We start from the raw sequence: 19,502 nt of genomic DNA, 5'->3' as shown, positions 1-19,502 counted from the left end.
ACACTGGCCCGAGGGGCGTCCTCCTTTCCTGCGCATCGGCGCGCCCCTACTCGTATGGTGCGACCTCGTGTCGCACCCGCTTGGTTCTCGCGGATCAGCCTCGTGGAGAGCTGGTGATGGAACTCGCGGCGCGCGTCCGCGACACGGGCGTGCGCCCGTGCGACGCGGACCCTGGCCTTGTCCCTGTTCTTCGAGACCTTCTCCTTGCGGGAGAGGACGCGCTGCGCCTTCTTCAGGCGCTTCTCGGCCCGGCGCAGGAAGCGCGGGCTGTCGACCTTCGTGCCGTCGGAAAGAACCGCGAAGTGTCCGAGGCCGAGGTCGACCCCGATCTCGGGCGTCGTCTCCGGCAGCACCTCAAACGGGCCGGTCTCGACGACGAAGGATGCGAAGTACCGGCCCGCGCTGTCCTTGACCACGGTCACCGTGGACGGGGCCGAGGGCAGCGTCCGGGACCACTTCACCCGCACATCGCCGATCTTCGGCAGGCGCAGCTTCCGTCCCGGCGTGATCGACCAGCGGGCGTTCGCGGTGAACCGTACGGCCTGCCGGGTGTCCTTTCGCGACTTGTGCCGGGGTGCGCCCATGCGCGGGCGCTTGCCCTTCAGGCCGTCGAAGAAGTTCCGGTACGCCGTGTCCAGGTCTCTGAGGGACTGCTGGAGCACCACGGCGGACACCTCGCCGAGCCAAGCCCGCTCCGGGGTGTTCTTCGCTTCGGTGATGAGCTGCTTGGACAGGTCGCCGGTCTTCGGGAACGGCAGCCCCTGCTCGCGGGCGGTCTCCCGTGCCCTGAGGGCGTCGTTGTAGACCACCCGTGCGCACCCGAACGCCCTCGCCAACGCCGTGCGCTGACCGGCGCTCGGGTACAGGCGGAAGCTGTACCGAAGCTGCACGTCCATCATGCTACTCAGTTGGTTTATGGGTATCGATGAGAACATTCGTACAGGCCGTCACTGTGTTTTCCGCATGCATGTCCACTTGGTTTTCGTGACGAAGTACCGGCACTCCGTCTTCGCCGACCAGCACCTGACGCGGTGCGAGGAGATCATGCGGAGCGTGTGCGAGGACTTCGAGGCCGAGCTGGTGGAGTTCAACGGCGAGGCCAACCACGTCCACCTGCTCGTGAACTTCCCGCCGAAGGTCGCCGTCTCGAAACTGGTGAACTCCCTCAAGGGCGTGTCCTCGCGCAGGCTCCGCCAGGAGTTCCCCGACCTCGTTCACCACTACTGGCGCGCACAGCGCCTGTGGTCCGGCTCGTACTTCGCCGGGTCGGTCGGCGGCGCCCCGCTCAGCATCGTCAAGCAGTACATCGAGCAGCAGAACCAGCCGCTCTGACTCTGGTCAGCGTGAACAGCGCGGATCCGTGCACACAGCTGAGGTCAGAGCAGGCCAAAGATTCGCTTCACCACCGCGCTGAAGCCCAGTGCACTGCGAATAGCCCCGGTAGCCAAGTCCCCCCAGCGCGGCCTCGAACCGCGCTGCGGGGACTTGGCGTCGGTACTCCAGATCCGTGACGACGTCGAGGGCCGCTCACACCACGACGAGGCGCACCCGATCGCCGCACAGTTTGCTCATGTCGTCGACGTCCGACGTCAGCATGACGACGGGACGTTGCTGCCGCAGAGCTGCCTCGGCCACAGCCGCGTCGATGGCGTACTTATGGCCGTGCAGTCCTCTTGCCATCAACAGTGTCGAGGCCGCCTTCGCCTCTTCGTCCCCCACCGGGACGGTGCGCAGACCGGACAGCACCCAGGCCAGCCGGGCCTTGTTGGTGCGGGCGTGCACGGCTTCGATGATGGCGAGCGCAGAGATGACCACCTCCATCCCCCTGGACCTCGCCTCCGTGACCAGAGCCACCACCGCCTCGTCATCACCGAGCAGCTTGGAGAGCCCCTCACTGTCGAGGACGAGCGTCCCTTCGTGGATCAGCTTGCGGCGGGCCACTGGCCCTCCTCGGCGAAGACCTCGTCGAAGACCTGCCGCGCCCGCTGCCGCGCCTGCTCGGAGACCGGGCCCTTACGGCTCTCGTAGTCCGCCAGGAACTCGTCCAGCACCTGCCCCCGGAGCTCCCGCTCGACGGCTGCGGCGATGAACGCGGAGAACTCCCGCTTGCCGGCCCGGGCACGGATCGCTTCGGCGGTCCCTTCGGGCAGAGAGAGGCTGACCCGCGTAGCAGGCCCCTCACCGATGCCGTACGTCGTCTCGGACATGAGGCAATCGTATCAAACGAGTAGGAAACGAAGGTTCTATGCGTGGCGCCCTGGGAGGGGCGACCTCCCGGCGCCCCGCCCCTCCTACCCCTCCCGCTTCCGCGCCCGCCACACCAGGAACGCTGCCGACGCCACCGCGGCCGTGCGCACCGCCACCGGCCACACCCCGCTCAGCGCCTCCGCCATCCCGTCCTGCGGGATCGGCTCGCCCCAGCGGCCATCTGTACGGCCCCAGAGCCAGACGAGTGCGCCCGCCACGACCGCGCCCGGCAGCCCCATCGCGGCCCATTTCGCCTCCGCGCGGGACAACGTGCGCGAGCTGTACGCGAGCAGCCAGCCGCCCGCCAGGGCCAGCCAGGAGCCCATCACGGCGCCCACGACCAGCAGCCCGGCGGCAAGCAGCAAAAAGGGGTGGGAGAAACCCCGAGCCCTCGACTCGCGCGGGGTGCGGCGCTTGAGGACCGGGAGCCGTCGGCGTCGCGGCGCGGCCTCGTCCGTGCCGACGTCCTCGACCGAATCGTCGTCCACCGAATCGCCCGCGCGCGGACGCGGAACGGCGTCCCGGGGCGGCGGCTTCATCATGTCCGGGATCTCGACGCCGCCGACGAACCCCGGCACATCGACCCCGTCACCGAACGGCTCCGGCTCGATCCGCCACCAGTCGGGCTCGCTCCCGGACGGCCCCAGCTCGTCCGTACCGGCCATGTGCGGCGGCGAAGGCACCCGCCCGGCCGCCGCTTCCGGAGCCGACAGGGCCTCGGAGTCCTCCGGGTCCTCCGGGTCCTCCGCCGGAGCCTCCGACCGCACCTGCGACGCGCCCTTGCCGGAACTGTCTTTCCGGAGCATCCCCTTGCGCGGACGGGGGACGCCGCGCCCCTCCCCCTCGACCGGTTGCGGACGCTGAGGCAGCTCCACCGTCCCGTCGGCCGACACGGCCGCGGCGGCGACCAGTTCGTCCGGTGTGCCGAGCCTCCCGATGATGCGGCGGACCGCCGCCGGGGTGTCCGCGGACTGCGCTCCGCGCTGCCGGTCGATCTCGCCCCGGAGCGTCGAAACGAGCCTCATCCGGCTGCCCGAGGACAGCTGTTGCTGCTGCGCCAGGTCCCCGACCCGGCTCAGATAGTCGTAGACGAGCTGGTCGCTCTCGATGCCCACGCGATGGTTCCCCTCTACCGCCTTGCACCGACGGTAGCGCCCTCGGGCCTGTCCGGAGCGACTACCGTGGGACGGATGGGGATGACCACACCACCGCGGACGCTCGCCGAAGCTCTCCGCGCCCGGGACGACGAGTCGTTGGCGGGGCTGCTGCGTGCCCGCCCCGATCTCCTCACCCCCGTACCGGGCGACATCACTCAACTCGCGACGAGAGCCGGCACCCGGGCCTCTGTCGTACGCGCGCTGGAACACCTCGACCGGTTCGCCCTGCAGACTGCGGAGGCGCTCGCCGTCGCCCCCGACCCCGCCTCGTACGAGACGCTGCTCGGCCTCCTCACCGGCGACGGCCGGGACGACGGCGAGCAGCGCGACGACGCGGACGCGGCGATCGCGGACGCGCTGCCCGGCGCCCTGTCCACCCTGCGCGAACAGGCCCTCGTCTGGGGCGAGGACGACCGGCTGCGGCTGGTGCGCACCGCGCGAGAACTCCTCGCGCCGTCCCCGCAGCACCCCTCCCCCACCGGTCTGGGCCCGACCGTCGCGGAGGCGACGGCCGGAATGTCGCCGGGCCGGCTCCAGGAGATCCTGTCGGCCGCCGGACTGCCCGCCACCCATGACCCGGTCTCCGCCGTGACGTCCCTGTCCGCGCTCTTCACCGACCGGGCCAGGATGGGCGAGCTGCTGGACTCCGCCCCCGCCGAGTCGCTGTCCGTGCTGGACCGGCTGGTGTGGGGGCCGCCGTACGGAGAAGTGACTGCGAACCCCACCCCGCCCGTGAAATGGCTGCGCGACCACGGGCTGCTGCTGCCCGTGTCGACCCGCACCGTGGTGCTGCCCCGCGAGGCCGCCCTGCATCTGCGGGCCGGGCGCGCCCACCGTGTGCCGGAACCGCGGCCGCCCGCCGTGGAGGCGGTCGCGAACCGTGACCCCCAGGCTGTGGACAGCGCCGCGGCCGGCCAGGCGTTCCTGGCGGTGACCACCGTCGAGGAACTGCTGAAGAGCTGGAACGGCGGCGGCCCCGCGATACTGCGCGCCGGTGGGCTCAGCGTCCGCGAACTGAAGAAAACCGCCACCGCCCTCGACGTCTCCGAGCCGACCGCCGCTTTCTGGGTCGAACTCACCTACGCGGCCGGGCTGCTGGCCTCCGACGGGGAGGCCGACGAACGGTACGCGCCGACGCCCGCGTACGACGACTGGGCCGAACTCCCCGCCCAGGACCGCTGGGTGCGCCTCGTCACCGCCTGGCTGGCCGCCACCCGCACCCCCGGCCTGGTCGGCGGCCAGGACTCCAAGGGCCGGGCCCTGTCCGCCCTCGGCCCCGACCTCGACCGCTCCGCCGCCCCCGAGGTACGCCGCCGGGTTCTGACCCTCCTCGCCGCCCTGGAGCCGGGCACCGCCCCCGACCCGCAGACCGTGCTCGCCCGGCTCCGCTGGGAACGCCCCCTGCGCGGCGCCTCCGCCTCCGCCGGGGACACCATCGACCTGCGGTCCCGGATCGCCCTGTGGACGCTCAACGAGTCCGAGCTCCTCGGCATCACCGGCCGCGGCGCGCTCGCCTCGCACACCCGCGCCCTGCTCGACTCCGGGCCCAACGAGGCCGCCGCGCTGCTCGCACCCCTCCTCCCGGAGCCACTGGACCACGTCCTGCTCCAGGCCGATTTGACGGCCGTCGCCCCCGGCCCGCTCGAGCGCCCCCTGGCGGACCTGCTCTCCGCCCTCGCGGACATCGAATCGAAGGGCGGCGCGACGGTCTACCGGTTCACCCCCGGGTCCGTACGCCGCGCCCTGGACGCCGGACAGTCCGCGGCCGATCTGCACGCGTTCCTCGCCACCCACAGCCGTACGCCGGTACCGCAGCCGCTCAGCTACCTCATCGACGACGTCGCCCGCCGCCACGGCCATCTGCGGATCGGCGCCGCCTCCTCGTACGTACGCTGTGACGACGAGGCCGTACTGAACGAGATCCTCGCCGACAAACGCTCGGCCACCCTGCGCCTGCGCCGCCTCGCACCGACGGCCGTGGCCGCCCAGGTCGACCCGGCGTCCCTGCTCGAAGGGCTGCGCGAGATGGGCTACGCACCGGCCGCCGAGTCCGCCGAGGGCGACGTCCTGATCACCCGCGCGGGCGCCCGCCGCACCCCGCCCCGCACGGCCCCCGTCCCCGTGCCCGAGGGCCCTCCGGTCCCGGACGCCACCCTGCTCGGTGCGGCGGTACGGGCGATCCGCGCCGGGGACACGGCCGCCACGGTGGTCCGCAAGGCCCCGGACGACACGCCCGCCGACACGCCCGCGGACACGCCTGCCGCCCCGTCCGGCTCCCCGTCCGGCTCCCTGCCTCGTACGACCTCCGCCGAGACCCTCGCCACCGTCCAGGCCGCCGCGATGACCGGCTCGACGCTCTGGATCGGCTACGTCAACGCGGACGGGGCCGCCAGCCAGCGCGTCATCGCCCCGGTCCGGGTCGAGGGCGGCTTCGTCACGGCGTACGACCACACGGCGGACGAGGTCCGCACATACCCGCTGCACCGGATCACCGGCGTCGCCGAACTGGCCGACGACGCCACGCCATGAAGCCCGAAGTCTGAGTCCCGAGTCCTGAGTCCCGAGTCCTGAGTCCTGAAACCCGAGCCCTGAGGCCCGAAGTCTGAGCCCTGAGCCCTGAGCCCTGAGCCCTGAGCCCTGAGCCCTGGAAAGCGTCAGCCCGGCGACAGCAGCCACCGCCACCGCGGCTGCTCCGTCACCGCAGCGGCCCCCGCGCCGCGGAATCGGTCACCCTTGGACCGTACGCACCTGTGTGCCGAGCAGCACACCGCCTCATGGCCCCCGCATGCGGCACACTGGACGTTTGGCCGTTCCCGGCCGTCCCCGCAGCAGAAAGGGCCGACGCGCGTGACCGGACCCCTCATCGTCCAGAGCGATAAGACACTACTCCTGGAAGTCGACCACGACCTGGCCGACGCCTGCCGTCGGGCGATCGCGCCCTTCGCCGAGCTGGAGCGGGCACCCGAGCACATCCACACCTACCGGCTGACCCCGCTCGGGCTGTGGAACGCGCGCGCCGCCGGGCATGACGCCGAGCAGGTCGTCGACGCGCTCGTGCAGTACTCGCGCTATCCCGTTCCGCACGCGCTGCTCGTCGACATCGCCGAGACGATGGCCAGGTACGGCCGTCTCACGCTCTCCAAGGACCCTGCGCACGGCCTGGTGCTGACCTCCACCGACCGGCCCGTGCTGGAGGAGATCCTCCGGTCGAAGAAGGTCCAGCCGCTGGTCGGGGCACGGATCGACCCGGACACCGTGGCTGTGCACCCCTCGGAGCGCGGGCAGATCAAGCAGACGCTGCTGAAGCTGGGCTGGCCGGCCGAGGACCTCGCGGGTTACGTGGACGGCGAGGCGCACCCCATCGAGCTCGCGGAGGACGGCTGGGCGCTGCGGCCGTACCAGAAGCAGGCCGTCGAGGGGTTCTGGCACGGCGGCTCGGGTGTCGTCGTCCTGCCCTGCGGTGCGGGGAAGACGCTGGTCGGAGCGGGTGCGATGGCCCAGGCGAAGGCGACCACGCTGATCCTGGTGACGAACACCGTCTCGGCCCGGCAGTGGAAACACGAACTGGTGAGGCGGACCTCGCTGACCGAGGACGAGATCGGCGAGTACAGCGGTACGCGCAAGGAGATCCGGCCGGTCACCATCGCCACGTACCAGGTGCTGACGACCCGTCGCAAAGGCGTCTACCCGCACCTGGAGCTGTTCGACTCCCGCGACTGGGGTCTGGTGATCTACGACGAGGTGCATCTGCTGCCCGCGCCCGTCTTCAAGTTCACCGCCGATCTCCAGGCCCGGCGGCGCCTCGGTCTCACCGCGACGCTGGTGCGTGAGGACGGCCGCGAGTCGGATGTCTTCTCGCTGATCGGGCCCAAGCGGTTCGACGCCCCGTGGAAGGAGATCGAGGCGCAGGGCTACATCGCGCCCGCCGACTGTGTCGAGGTGCGGGTCAATCTGACGGACTCGGAGCGGCTCGCGTACGCGACCGCCGAGACCGAGGAGAAGTACCGGTTCTGCGCGACGACCGCGACGAAGCAGAAGGTGGCGGAGGCGCTGGTACGCAAGCACCGGGGCGAGCAGACCCTCGTCATCGGGCAGTACATCGACCAGCTCGACGAGCTGGGTGAGCATCTGAACGCCCCGGTGATCAAGGGCGAGACGAGCAACGCCCAACGCGAGAAGCTCTTCGACGCGTTCCGCGAGGGCGAGCTCAGCGTCCTCGTGGTGTCGAAGGTCGCGAACTTCTCCATCGACCTGCCGGAGGCGACCGTCGCCATTCAGGTGTCGGGGACGTTCGGCTCGCGGCAGGAGGAGGCGCAGCGGCTCGGCCGGGTGCTGCGGCCGAAGGCCGACGGACACGAGGCACGGTTCTACTCGGTGGTCGCCCGCGACACGATCGACCAGGACTTCGCGGCGCACCGCCAGCGGTTCCTGGCCGAGCAGGGGTACGCGTACCGGATCGTGGACGCGGACGAGTTGCTGACCGACAACTGAAGCCGGCGACCGTCCCGCGTACGCCGGTCAGCCACTGAAGATCAGCAGCGGTAGGAGGTCCGCCGCGGAATCCGGGAGCGGTGCGCGCAGGCCTCCGGTCGCATGCCGTCCCCTACGGGGTGCCCGGCGTCAAATCCGTTCGACCCCGGCGAGGACGGTCGATACAATCGCCGGTCTGCCCGCCTCCCGCACCGTGGTACCGGCCGTCGCCGGCAGCCGGGGGAGCGCCGCCGACCGGACGGAAACCGGCCGACAGCTGTACGTACGCCCGCGTGCGTACCCCGTGATCGATCCCCGAGCGGACCGCATCGCCCCCGAGCCGTAACCGGGTGCGAGGTGCGGTCCGCCGTCCTGCGTTGAAAAGCCGGAGGCAACACCGTGCCCGCGCACGAACACGAAAGCGACACCACCACCGATCCCCTGGCTCATGAGCGCGCCCATCTCACCGCGTCCCGCTCCGCGTTGCGCGCCATGCGCGAGGAAGCCCAGGCCCTCGACATCCGCGATGTCACCGCGAACTGGGTCAACGCGGTCGTTCTGCAGTCGCAGATCGACGAACGCATCAAGTCCCTCGCGGATCTCGCCCACACCCCGCTCTTCTTCGGGCGCCTGGACTACCTGCACGCGGTGGGTGCCGATCAGGCCGAAGGGGCAGAGGGGGAACAGTTCTACATCGGACGCCGCCACGTCCATGACGCCGACGGCGACCCGATGGTCATCGACTGGCGCGCGCCCGTCTCGCAGCCGTTCTACCGGGCCTCCCGGAAGGACCCCCAGGATGTCGGCCGACGCCGCCGCTTCGGCTACACCGCCGGTGAGCTGACCGCGTACGAGGACGAGCACCTCACCGACCCCACCGAGGCCGCGCAGACCAGCAAGCTCCTCCAGGCGGAGATCGAGCGGCCGCGTGTCGGACCGATGCGTGACATCGTCGCGACGATCCAGCCGGAGCAGGACGAGATCGTCCGTAGCGGTCTCGGCGGGACGGTCTGCGTGCAGGGAGGGCCCGGCACCGGTAAGACGGCCGTCGGCCTGCACCGGGTCGCCTATCTGCTGTACGCGCACCGCGAGCGGCTCGCCCGTACCGGCACGCTGGTCATCGGGCCGAACCGTTCCTTCCTCCACTACATCGAGCAGGTCCTCCCGGCCCTCGGTGAGTTGGAGGTGAAGCAGGCGACCGTCGACGATCTGGTGACGACGGGCATCGAGGTGCGCGGCACGGACTCGGCGGCCGCCGCCGTCGTCAAGGGCGATGCCAGGATGGCGGAGGTGCTGCGGCGGGCGATCCGTTCGCATGTGACGCCGCCGACGGAGCCGGTCATGGTGGTGCGCGGTTCGCGCCGCTGGCGGGTGCCCGCGTACGAACTGGAGGAGATCGTCACCGAACTGCTGGCCCGCGACATGCGGTACGGGGCCGCTCATGAGGCGCTCCCGCAGCGCATCGCGCACTCCGTCCTGGTCCGGATGGAGGAGGCCGGTGAGGCGCCCGACGACCGGGTGCAGAACGCGGTGGCCCGTAACCCCGCCGTGAAGGCGGCCGTGAAGGCGATCTGGCCGGCCGTCGACCCGGCCAAGCTGGTGCTGCGGCTGCTCGTCGACGCGGAGTTCCTGGCCGCGCACGCCCAGGGGCTGCTCACCGAGGACGAGCAGAAGACGATCCTGTGGACCAAGCCGGTCCGCAGCGTGAAGTCCGCGAAGTGGTCGGCGGCGGACGCGGTGCTGATCGACGAGGCGAGCGATCTGGTGGCGCGTACGCACTCGCTCGGCCATGTCGTGCTCGACGAGGCGCAGGACCTGTCCCCCATGCAGTACCGGGCGGTGGGCCGCCGCTGCACGACCGGTTCGGCGACCGTCCTCGGTGACCTCGCGCAGGGGACGACGCCGTGGTCGACGGAGAGCTGGGCGCAGGCGCTGCACCACTTGGGCAAGTCGGACGCGGTGGTGGAGGAGCTGACGGCGGGCTTCCGTGTGCCGCGCGAGGTGATCGCGTACGCGTCACGTCTGCTGCCGGTGATCTCGCCGGGTCTCGCGGCGGTGGAGTCGGTGCGTGAGTCGCCGGGTTCGCTGGAGGTGCGGGATGTGGCCGATCCGGCGGATCTGGGCGCGGCGGTACTGGCGGCGTGCGAGGAGTCGTTGACGCATGAGGGGTCGATCGGGCTGATCGCGGCCGATGCGCGGATTCCGGCACTGGCCCAGGCGCTGGCCGCGGCGGGCCACGCGTATCTCTCCCCCGGTGAGGAGACGACCGCCGAGTCCCGGCTGACCCTGGTCCCGGCGTCGCTGGCGAAGGGCCTGGAGTACGACTACGTGGTACTGGACGAACCGGCCGCGGTGGTGGACGGTGAGCCGGACGAGCGCACGGGGCTGCGCCGGCTGTACGTGGCGCTGACGCGTGCGGTGTCGGGGCTGACTGTGGTGCATGCGGCGGGGTTGCCGGGCGCGCTGTTGTAGGGGCGGGTGGGACGGGTGGGGGTGGGGCCGGGTGAACCCGAACCCTTGGCCCGGGGCCGCCTCGAGCCCCGCCCCCGCTACGCGTCGAGCACCGTCCGCCACTCCCGTACCGCCGCCGCGTCCACCGGACCCGACCAGCCGTGCGGGCGGGCCGCGCCGCCGATGTGTACGGCGTCGATGCCCGCGGACAGCAGCTCCGGCAGGTGATCCAGGCGGAGCCCGCCGCCCACCAGGATCTGCGGCTCGTACCCGGGCTCGCCCTTGCGTGCCGCCTCGCCGAGCAGCGTCGGGATGCCGGCGTCGACGCCCTTCGGCGAACCCGCGGTGAGGTACGTGTCCAGGCCGGGCATGTTCGCCAGCTGTTTGCGCAGGGTGTCCCGGTCGGCGGTCCGGTCGATCGCGCGGTGGAAGGTCCAGTGGCAGCCGTCCAGCTCGGCGACGAGCCGTTCGACGGCGACCAGGTCCGGATGGCCCTCGGCGTCGAGGAAGCCCAGGACGAACTCCTCCGCGCCCTCCGCCCGCAGCTCGCGCGCCCTGGCCACGAGCACATCGATGTCGCCGGCCGCGAAGCCGTCCGCCACTCTGAGCATCACCCTCAGCGGAATGTCCACCGCCGCCCGGATCTCCGCGAAGGTCGCACAGGACGGGGTCAGGCCGTCCGCCGCCATGTCGGTGACCAGCTCGAGCCGGTCCGCACCACCCGCCCGGGCCGCGACCGCGTCCTCCGCGTCGAGAGCGATCACCTCCAGGACTGCACGGTTGCTCATGGGAATCCCATCCTCCAGGAAGCGGCAGCAGGCCAATACGCCAACAGGTCTAGTCCAATAGTCAGCCTACGGGGCGACCGACCGGGGCGCAGCCCCAATGTGCCGTGACGATACGTGCGGTCAGACGCATTTCAGCCGATCGGGCGCGCCCGCTCCGGACCGCAGTGGCGGATCACACCTTGCGTTTCATAGGGGTGGGGGGTATACCTGAAACCAGCAATGCATACCCCCTAGGGGTATCACCGTCTCCGCCAGGGAGGACATCGTGTCCGCGCACAGCGCCACAACCGGCACCGGCACAGCCACCGGCACCACCGCAGAGGTCGAGCTCGCGATCGGCGGCATGACCTGCGCCTCCTGCGCGGCCCGTATCGAGAAGAAGCTCAACCGGATGGACGGCGTCGAGGCGACCGTCAATTACGCCACCGAGAAGGCCAAGGTCAGCTACCGGGGCGAGGGCATCTCCGTACAGGACCTGATCGCCACCGTCGAGAAGACCGGCTACACCGCACACGAGCCCGCTCCCCCGGTCCGTATCGAGGACGACGGCGTCGAGGCCGCGGAGGACGACGAACTGCGGCCCCTGCGGCAGCGGCTGATCACCGCCGTCGTGCTCGCCGTGCCGGTGATCGCCATGTCGATGGTCCCGGCGCTCCAGTTCGACTACTGGCAGTGGCTCTCGCTGACCCTGACGGCCCCCGTCGTCACGTACGCCGCCTGGCCCTTCCACCGCGCCGCCTGGACCAACGCCCGGCACGGCGCGGCGACGATGGACACGCTGATCTCCATCGGCACCTCGGCCGCGTTCCTGTGGTCGGTGTGGGCGCTGTTCTTCGGCACGGCGGGCATGGTCGGCATGACGCACCCCTTCGAGCTGACCATCGGCCGCAGTGACGGTGCCGGGAACATCTATCTGGAGGCCGCCGCCGGAGTCACCGCCTTCATCCTGGCCGGACGTTACTTCGAGGCCCGCTCCAAGCGGAAGGCGGGCGCGGCCCTCAAGGCGCTGCTCGAACTCGGGGCCAAGGAGGTGACGGTGCTGCGCGGCGGCCGTGAGGTGACCGTGCCGACCGCCGACCTCCAGGTCGGGGACCGGTTCCTGGTCCGCCCCGGCGAGAAGATCGCCACCGACGGCACCGTCGTGGAAGGCGCATCGGCCGTGGACGCGTCGATGCTCACCGGTGAGTCGGTACCCGTGGAGGTCGGCGTCGGCGACCGGGTCACCGGGGCCACCCTCAACGCGGGCGGCCGGCTCGTCGTCGAGGCCACCCGGATCGGCGCCGACACCCAGCTCGCACGGATGGCGAAGCTCGTCGAGGACGCGCAGAACGGCAAGGCGGCGGCCCAGCGCCTCGCGGACCGGATCTCGGCCGTCTTCGTCCCCGTCGTCATCGCCCTCGCGCTCGGCACGCTCTGCTTCTGGCTCGGCAACGGCGCGGGCCTGACCGCCGCGTTCACCGCCGCCGTCGCCGTACTGATCATCGCCTGCCCCTGCGCCCTCGGCCTCGCCACTCCGACCGCCCTCATGGTCGGTACGGGGCGCGGCGCCCAGCTCGGCATCCTGATCAAGGGCCCGGAGGTCCTGGAGACCACGCGTCGCGTCGACACGATCGTCCTCGACAAGACCGGCACCGTCACCACCGGCCGGATGACCCTGCTGGACGTGCACACCGCGGACGGTACGGACGAGGGCGATGTGCTGCGGCTCGCGGGCGCCCTGGAGCACTCCTCCGAGCACCCCATCGCCCAGGCCGTCGCCGCCGGAGCGGCGACGCGCATCGGTGCGGCCCTGCCCACCCCCGAGGACTTCGCCAACATTGCGGGTCTGGGCGTCCAGGGCGTCGTCGAGGGCCACGCCGTCCTCGTCGGCCGTGAGCAGCTGCTCGCCGAGTGGGAGATCCACCTGCCGGTGGAGCTGGCCCGGCAGAAGGCAGCGGCGGAAGCCGCCGGACGGACGGCCATCGCGGTCGCCTGGGACGGCGAGGCACGGGCGGTCCTCGAAGTCGCCGACGCGGTGAAGGACACCAGCGCGGAGGCCATCGAGCGGCTGCGGGCCCTCGGCCTGACCCCGATCCTGCTCACCGGCGACAACCGGGCGGTGGCCGAGGCGGTCGCGGCCGAGGTCGGGATCGAGAAGGTGTACGCGGAGGTCATGCCGGAGGACAAGGTCGACGTCGTCAAGGACCTCCAGGCTCAGGGCCGTTCGGTCGCCATGGTCGGTGACGGTGTCAACGACGCGGCCGCCCTCGCCCAGGCCGATCTGGGCCTGGCGATGGGCACGGGCACGGACGCCGCGATCGAGGCCGGTGACCTGACGCTGGTACGCGGGGACCTGCGGGCCGCGGCGGACGCCATCCGGCTGTCGCGGAAGACCCTCAAAACCATTCGTACGAATCTGTTCTGGGCCTTCGCCTACAACGTGGCCGCCCTGCCGCTCGCCGCGGCCGGACTGCTCAACCCGATGATCGCGGGCGCGGCGATGGCGTTCTCGTCGGTCTTCGTGGTCGGCAACTCGCTGCGGCTGCGAGGCTTCAGAGCGGCGGCGTAGTACGCGGCGGCGTTCAAAACCGGTTTCTCAGCCCGCCCTCACGAACCGCACCCGGGTTCCCGGCACCGCCTGTGCCGCCCCCGCGAGTGCGGTTTCGTGCACGACTCCGACGACCGGGTAACCCCCGGTTGTCGGATGGTCGTTGAGGAACACCACCGGGCGCCCGTCCGGCGGCACCTGAATGGCGCCGAGCACCATCCCCTCGCTGGAGAGTTCGCCGTCGCGGGCGCGCGTCAGGGCCGGGCCCTGTGTGCGCAGGCCGATCCGGTTGCTGTCCGGCGAGACCCGGTACGTGGCCGTGGTGAGCGTACGCAGCGCCTCGTCCGTGAACCAGGTATGACGGGGGCCCAGGTGTACGGGGAGCACGAGTTCGGCGGGTACGCCCGGCCAGGGCACGGCGTCGGTGGCCGGGGGCCTCGACGGCCCGTGCCCCAGGGGCAGTACGTCCCCGTCGCGCAGGGGGGCCGGGCCCAGTCCGGAGAGCAGGTCCGCGGATCTGCTGCCCAGCACCGGTTCGGGCAGCAGGCCGCCGCCGAACGCCAGATAGCTGCGCAGGCCCTGCACCGCGGGGCCGGCGTCGAGGACCGCGCCCGCCGGTACGTGCACGGGTGTCCCCCAGGCCACGGGCCGTCCGTCGACCGTGACCCGGCAGGGCGCCCCGCCGACGACGACGGTCACGGACCGGTCGGGGCGGACCGCGCAGCCGGTGACGGTCGTCTCCAGCAGTGCGGCGTCCGCGGGGTTTCCGGCCAGCCGGTTGGCGAGGCGGCGGGCCGGGGCGTCGAGGGCGCCGGCGCGCGGCACCCCGAGGTACGCCCAGCCGACGCGGCCCGCGTCCTGAACGGTGGTCAGGGCCCCGGCCCGGACCACCTCGATGGCACTGGTCACGACCGCACCTCCGCCGCGACGAAGCGCACCCGCGCCCCGGGGCTCAGCAGCGCGGCCGGTTCGCGGGCCGGGTTCCACAGTTCGCCCGGTTCCGGCATGCGCCCGATGAGCTGCCAGCCGCCGGGCGATGGGCGCGGGTACACCCCGGTGTACGCCCCCGCGAGGGCCAGCGCACCGGCCGGAACCCTGGTGCGCGGAGTCGCGCGGCGCGGCAGGTGCAGGTGCTCGGGGAGGCCGGTGAGGTAGCCGAAGCCGGGGGCGAACCCGCAGAAGGCCACGCGGAATTCGGTCCCGGAGTGGATGCGGGGCACGTCGGCGGCGGTGACGCCCCAGGCCGCCGCGACGTCGGCGAGGTCCGGCCCGTCGTAGACGACGGGGATCTCGACGGCCTCCCCTGTGTCGCGCCGCAGCGGCGGTATCCGCCAGGAGACGAGCTCACGGGCGAGCCGGGCGGCGCCGTCCGGGGTGCGGTCCGCGTCCGCGTCCGCGATGCCATCGAGCAGGACGGTTCGGGCGCCGGGGACGATCTCGCGTACGCCGGGCAGCTCACCGAGTGCCCGGCGCCGCAGCACCTCGGCATGAAAGGCCTCGGCGTCCTCGCCGGACGTCAACTCGACGAGCAACGCTCCGGGCCCGGCGGGAAGAACCCGGACTTCCACGGGGGCATCCGCGTCTCCGGAAGCAGGCACGTTTCCCTGGCGGGGAGCGGGAGCACTCGCCTCACGGCAGGCTGGTGCGTCCGCCTCCTGGAAGTCCTGTGCGTCCGCCTGCCGAGACTCGCACGTACACGCATCGCGCGGCTCCGTCGCCTGCGAGCCCCGCTCACCCGCTCCCGCGAGCGCGGCGTCGGCACCCGTACCGGCACCGCCTCCAGCGCCCACGCGCACGCCCGCGCTCACGCGAACGCCCGCACGGCCACGCCCGCTTCTTCGAGCGCCGCTCTGATCCTGCGTGCCAGTGCCGCCGCGCCCGGGGTGTCGCCGTGGACACACAGCGAGCGCGCCACGACCGGTATCCGGCCGCCGTCCGACCCGGTGACGCCCCGGTCCACCGCCATCCCGACACTGCGGCGTACGACTTCGTCCTCGTCGTGCACCACCGCGCCGGGCTCGCCGCGTGGGACCAGCGTGCCCTGGGGGGTGTACGCGCGGTCGGCGAAGGCTTCCTCGACCGCCGTGAGGCCCGCGGCCATGGCGTGGGCGAGCAGGCGCGATCCGGGGAGTCCGAGGACCGCCAGGTCTCCGCCGGCCAACCGGACGCCCTCGATCACGGCCGCCGCCTGGTCGTCGTCCCAGACGGCACGGTTGTAGAGGGCGCCGTGCGGTTTGACGTACGCGACCGGGGAGCCGGCCGCTTCGGCGAAGACCCGCAGGGCGCCGATCTGGTAGGCGACCTCGGCGGCCAGTTCGGCGGGCGGCACGTCCATGGAGCGACGCCCGAATCCGGCCAGATCGCGGTACGCGACCTGGGCGCCGATCCGTACGCCCCTGGCGGCCGCCGTGTCGCAGACCCGCCGCATCACTGAGGCGTCGCCCGCGTGGAACCCGCAGGCCACGTTGGCGCTGGTGACACAGTCGAGCAACGCGTCGTCATCGGTGAGGGTCCAGTGCCCGAACCCTTCACCGAGATCCGCATTGAGATCCATCGGGGTCGGGTTCGTCGGGCTCGCCGGGTTCGTCAGATCCATCACGGCCGCACCGTAGCGATTGTTCAACAATCTGACAAGGTCTGACTTGGGGGGTGAGACGCCCGTACGGTTCACTGGGGACAGACTGCACGCATGGCGACAAGCAGCAGAGCAACAGGCAGGGGACGGGGCATGGCGGGGACTGCGAGCGGTGGCCGGACTTCTCCGGATCTCTCGGAACTGGCTGCGGACAGCGCCTTGTTGGCCCGATCCGGCACCGCCGAGCGGGTCGCCGTCATCCTGCGGGACCGGATCACCGAGGGCTACTTCTCGCCGGGCAGCCGGCTCTCCGAGGAGAGCATCAGCAGCGCCCTCGCCGTGTCCAGGAACACCCTGCGCGAGGCGTTCCGGCTGCTGTCGCACGAACGCCTGCTGGAACACCGGCTCAACAAGGGCGTCTTCGTCCGCATCCTCGCCGTCGACGACCTGGTGGACATCTACCGGGTCCGGCTGCTCGTCGAGTGCGCGGCGCTGCGGACGCTGGGCGAGCCGCCGTACGACCTGTCGGCCGTCGAGGCCGCCGTGTCGACGGGCGAGCAGGCGGCACTGGCGGACGACTGGCCGGTCTGCTCGACCGCCAACATCCGCTTTCACCAGGCCCTGACCGGTCTCGCGAACAGCCCCCGCACGGACGAGCTGATGCGCAACGTCCTCGCCGAACTTCGGCTGGCCTTCCACGTGATGGCCGACCCGCGCCGCTTCCACGAGCCCTACCTCACCCGGAACAGGGAGATCGCGGACAAGCTGGCCGAGGGCGACGCGGCGGGCGCTGAGCGGATGCTGGCCTTCTACCTGGAGGACTCACGCCGCCAGCTGGCGGAGGCGTACACGGAGCGCCTGACCGAGCGATAGCCCCGCCTGGGGCCCTTACCCGGGACCTCAGTCCCGGGGCGTCCGTTCGAGGCCTCCACCCGGGACGTCCGTCAGGGGCATACGTTTGGGAGTCCGTTCGGGACGTCCGTTCGGGACGTCCGCCCCGGGGCATCCGCCGGGACCTCCGTCCGGAGCGTCCACCCGGGGCATCCGTTCGGGACGTCCGCCAGGGCCTCTGCCCGGGGCCTCCACCCGGAGCGTCCGCCCCCGGCATCCACCCGGGGCCCCCGCCCGGTGCGTCCGCCCGCTCCGCTTCCTGCCGCGTCGCCCCATACGGCACAGCAGACGTTCCATCATCCTCGCCGCCGCTCGGGCCCCGTCCGCCGCGCTTCCTGTCGCGCGCCACCCCATGGGCAGAACCTCGCGCCAGGGGCATTCCGTGCCGCTCGCCGCCCACCGTGGCTGAATCACACACCACCCATGTTGGCCAGATGTCGCCCCATCCCACTTTTCAATCGATACAGCTCGAACTCTTGTGGGTTTGTTGAACAATCGCTTAATGTCTCGCGCAATACCCCGTCTGATCAGGACCGAGCAGGTCTGTGCCTGCACGTCCATGCGCGGAAGAAGGCCGACGCGTGATCGTTCTCCTCGGCGTGCTCGTGGTGATCCTCGGATTCGCCACCCGCCGCAACCCCCTCCTCGTGGTGGGTGTCGCCGGTATCGTTACCGGGCTGCTGGGCAAGCTCTCCCCGCAGGAGGTGCTGGCCACGTTCGGCAACAGCTTCGCCACCTCGCGTTCCGTGACCGTTTTCGTCATCACGCTGCCCGTCATCGGGCTGCTCGAGCGGTACGGGCTCCAGGAGCAGGCCCGCACCCTCATCGGGAAGCTGGGCAAGCTGACGACCGGCCGCTTCCTGGCGCTGTACCTGCTGATCCGCCAGCTCACCGCTTCCGTCGGCCTCACCAGCATCGGCGGGCCCGCGCAGAGCGTGCGCCCGCTGATCGCCCCCATGGCCGAAGCCGCGGCCGAGGCCAAGGCGGGTGGCCCGCTGCCTCAGAAGCTGCGCGAGAAGGTCCGTTCGCACGCGTCCGGCACCGACACGATCGGGCTCTTCTTCGGTGAGGACTGCTTCATCGCGATCGGCTCGATCCTGCTGATCACCGGGTTCGTGAACTCCACGTACGACCAGCACCTCGAACCCCTGCAGCTGGCCCTGTGGGCGATCCCCACCGCGATATGCGCCTTCCTGATCCACGGGGCGCGCCTGCTCAACCTGGACCGGCAGCTGGAGCGCGAGCTCGCCGTCGCCGCCGCCGAGAACGACCTGTCGGCACACGCCGGGCCCCGGACGGAGGACGCCAAGTGATCAAGTCCGAGCACTTCTTCTGGCTGGTCGGCGCGGTGTTCCTCGTCATGGCCGCGCAGATGGTGATGGACCGCACCAACCCCAAGCGCTTCGGCTCGGCCGGCTTCTGGGGTCTGTTGGGGGTCTCGTTCTTCTACTCCACCGGAGTCGTCAACAAGACGCTGCCCGCCGAGCCGCTGGGCGTCGTGGTCCTGATCCTGATCGTTCTGGGCGGCTTCGGTCTCACCGGCAAGGGCGAACCGCGCATCCCGCCCCGCGAGGAGCGCGCCGCCTCGGCCGCCCGCTTGGGCAACAAGCTGTTCCTTCCGGCCCTCACCATCCCCGTCGTCGCGATGACCTGTGCGACCCTCGCGAAGAACTGGACGATCGGTGGCGAACCGGTCCTGGAACCGGGCTACGAGACCATCCTGGGGCTCGGCATCGGCGCCATCGCCGCGCTGATCGTCGGCATGGTGGTGCTGCGCGAGCGGAAGCTCTCCGTGCCGCTGCACTCCGGGCGCGGCATGCTCGAATCAATGGGCTGGGCACTGATCCTGCCCCAGCTGCTCGCGGTCCTCGGCACGATCTTCCAGGTGGCCGGCGTCGGCGAACAGGTAGGCAAGATCACCGAGGCGGTGCTGCCGGAGGGCAAGCAGTTCGTGGCCGTTGCCGTCTACTGCTGCGGAATGGCTCTGTTCACCATCGTCATGGGCAACGCGTTCGCCGCGTTCCCGGTGATGACCGCCGCGATCGGATGGCCCGTCCTCGTCGAGCAGATGAACGGCAATGCGCCTGCGATCCTCGCGATCGGCATGCTCTGCGGTTTCTGCGGCACCCTTGTCACGCCGATGGCCGCCAACTTCAATCTGGTTCCCGCCGCGCTTCTCGAACTCAAGGACCAGTACGGCCCCATCAAGGCCCAACTCCCCACGGCGGCGGCCGTGTTGCTCTGCAACATCGTGATCATGGCCGTTTTCGCCTTCTGACCGCCGCCACTCGACCCGAGTCAACCGCTGATCCGAGCGGCCCCTGCCCCCGCACCCGCTCCCGCGAGCGGCTCGGGTCGAGGGCCGGAGCCGCCACTCGACCCGAGCTGCTCGCCCA

16 protein-coding genes are annotated in these 19,502 nt (G+C 71.4%); 8 read left to right on the top strand and 8 right to left on the bottom strand.

Features of this window, described 5'->3' with window-relative positions; translation table 11 throughout:
* The coding region (locus ACZ3IC_RS30315) for an RNA-guided endonuclease InsQ/TnpB family protein (protein ID WP_467421368.1) at nt 1-890 on the bottom strand (890 nt) is incomplete at its 3' end.
* Nucleotides 891-915: 25 nt separating this feature from the next.
* Here ACZ3IC_RS30315 and tnpA point away from each other — a divergent pair.
* Complete coding sequence (gene tnpA / locus ACZ3IC_RS30310) at nt 916-1,332, top strand: IS200/IS605 family transposase (RefSeq protein ID WP_467421366.1); 417 nt, start codon at nt 916-918, stop codon at nt 1,330-1,332.
* 195 nt (nt 1,333-1,527) lie between these two features.
* Here the strand turns inward: tnpA and ACZ3IC_RS30305 are convergent, their stop codons facing one another.
* From ACZ3IC_RS30305 to ACZ3IC_RS30295, 3 genes are all read right to left on the bottom strand, one after another.
* Nucleotides 1,528-1,941: a DNA-binding protein gene (locus ACZ3IC_RS30305; protein ID WP_467421364.1), complete on the bottom strand. Its 414-nt coding sequence runs from the start codon at nt 1,939-1,941 to the stop codon at nt 1,528-1,530.
* Nucleotides 1,923-2,207: a hypothetical protein gene (locus tag ACZ3IC_RS30300; RefSeq protein WP_467421362.1), complete on the bottom strand. Its 285-nt coding sequence runs from the start codon at nt 2,205-2,207 to the stop codon at nt 1,923-1,925. Before ACZ3IC_RS30300 ends, ACZ3IC_RS30305 begins: the two co-directional genes overlap by 19 nt.
* An 84-nt stretch (nt 2,208-2,291) precedes the next feature.
* Entirely contained in the window at nt 2,292-3,362 is a 1,071-nt protein-coding gene (locus ACZ3IC_RS30295) for a hypothetical protein (protein WP_467421359.1), read from the bottom strand.
* A gap of 75 nt (nt 3,363-3,437) precedes the next feature.
* On the opposite strand from ACZ3IC_RS30295, the gene ACZ3IC_RS30290 reads away from it, so the two are divergent.
* From ACZ3IC_RS30290 to ACZ3IC_RS30280, 3 genes are all read left to right on the top strand, one after another.
* On the top strand, nt 3,438-5,933 hold the full coding sequence (locus ACZ3IC_RS30290; protein ID WP_467421357.1) for a helicase-associated domain-containing protein: 2,496 nt from the start codon (nt 3,438-3,440) through the stop codon (nt 5,931-5,933).
* 318 nt (nt 5,934-6,251) lie between these two features.
* On the top strand, nt 6,252-7,895 hold the full coding sequence (locus tag ACZ3IC_RS30285) for a DNA repair helicase XPB (protein ID WP_467421354.1): 1,644 nt from the start codon (nt 6,252-6,254) through the stop codon (nt 7,893-7,895).
* Between the two features lie 378 nt (nt 7,896-8,273).
* Nucleotides 8,274-10,346 carry a HelD family protein gene (locus tag ACZ3IC_RS30280; protein WP_467421353.1) on the top strand — a complete coding sequence of 691 codons (2,073 nt, stop codon included), beginning with the start codon at nt 8,274-8,276 and terminating at the stop codon, nt 10,344-10,346.
* A 77-nt stretch (nt 10,347-10,423) separates the two neighbouring features.
* Here the strand turns inward: ACZ3IC_RS30280 and ACZ3IC_RS30275 are convergent, their stop codons facing one another.
* Nucleotides 10,424-11,113: a copper homeostasis protein CutC gene (locus tag ACZ3IC_RS30275; RefSeq protein WP_467421351.1), complete on the bottom strand. Its 690-nt coding sequence runs from the start codon at nt 11,111-11,113 to the stop codon at nt 10,424-10,426.
* A gap of 265 nt (nt 11,114-11,378) precedes the next feature.
* Between ACZ3IC_RS30275 and ACZ3IC_RS30270 the strand changes: the two genes are divergently transcribed.
* A complete protein-coding gene (locus tag ACZ3IC_RS30270; RefSeq protein ID WP_467421347.1) occupies nt 11,379-13,661 on the top strand; it encodes a heavy metal translocating P-type ATPase in 2,283 nt (760 codons plus the stop codon).
* Between the two features lie 27 nt (nt 13,662-13,688).
* Here ACZ3IC_RS30270 and ACZ3IC_RS30265 read toward each other — a convergent pair whose 3' ends face one another.
* The 3 genes from ACZ3IC_RS30265 to ACZ3IC_RS30255 form a co-directional block, all read right to left on the bottom strand.
* Complete coding sequence (locus ACZ3IC_RS30265) at nt 13,689-14,549, bottom strand: 5-oxoprolinase subunit C family protein (RefSeq protein ID WP_467421345.1); 861 nt, start codon at nt 14,547-14,549, stop codon at nt 13,689-13,691.
* Entirely contained in the window at nt 14,546-15,238 is a 693-nt protein-coding gene (locus ACZ3IC_RS30260) for a 5-oxoprolinase subunit B family protein (RefSeq protein WP_467421343.1), read from the bottom strand. The genes ACZ3IC_RS30265 and ACZ3IC_RS30260 overlap by 4 nt, the downstream gene beginning before the upstream one ends.
* Before the next feature lie 206 nt (nt 15,239-15,444).
* Nucleotides 15,445-16,194, bottom strand: coding sequence for a LamB/YcsF family protein (locus ACZ3IC_RS30255; protein ID WP_467421378.1), 750 nt, complete (start codon nt 16,192-16,194; stop codon nt 15,445-15,447).
* 174 nt (nt 16,195-16,368) lie between these two features.
* Between ACZ3IC_RS30255 and ACZ3IC_RS30250 the strand changes: the two genes are divergently transcribed.
* From ACZ3IC_RS30250 to ACZ3IC_RS30240, 3 genes are all read left to right on the top strand, one after another.
* Nucleotides 16,369-17,088 (top strand): GntR family transcriptional regulator, encoded by a 720-nt coding sequence (locus ACZ3IC_RS30250; RefSeq protein ID WP_467421341.1) that lies wholly within the window; start codon nt 16,369-16,371, stop codon nt 17,086-17,088.
* A 599-nt stretch (nt 17,089-17,687) separates the two neighbouring features.
* Nucleotides 17,688-18,419 carry a DUF969 domain-containing protein gene (locus ACZ3IC_RS30245; RefSeq protein ID WP_467421339.1) on the top strand — a complete coding sequence of 244 codons (732 nt, stop codon included), beginning with the start codon at nt 17,688-17,690 and terminating at the stop codon, nt 18,417-18,419.
* Complete coding sequence (locus ACZ3IC_RS30240; protein WP_467421336.1) at nt 18,416-19,384, top strand: DUF979 domain-containing protein; 969 nt, start codon at nt 18,416-18,418, stop codon at nt 19,382-19,384. The genes ACZ3IC_RS30245 and ACZ3IC_RS30240 overlap by 4 nt, the downstream gene beginning before the upstream one ends.
* Nucleotides 19,385-19,502: the final 118 nt, after the last annotated feature.

Source organism: Streptomyces sp. NPDC002958, from assembly GCF_055563255.1.
This window is presented reverse-complemented; position numbering and strand designations above follow the sequence as displayed.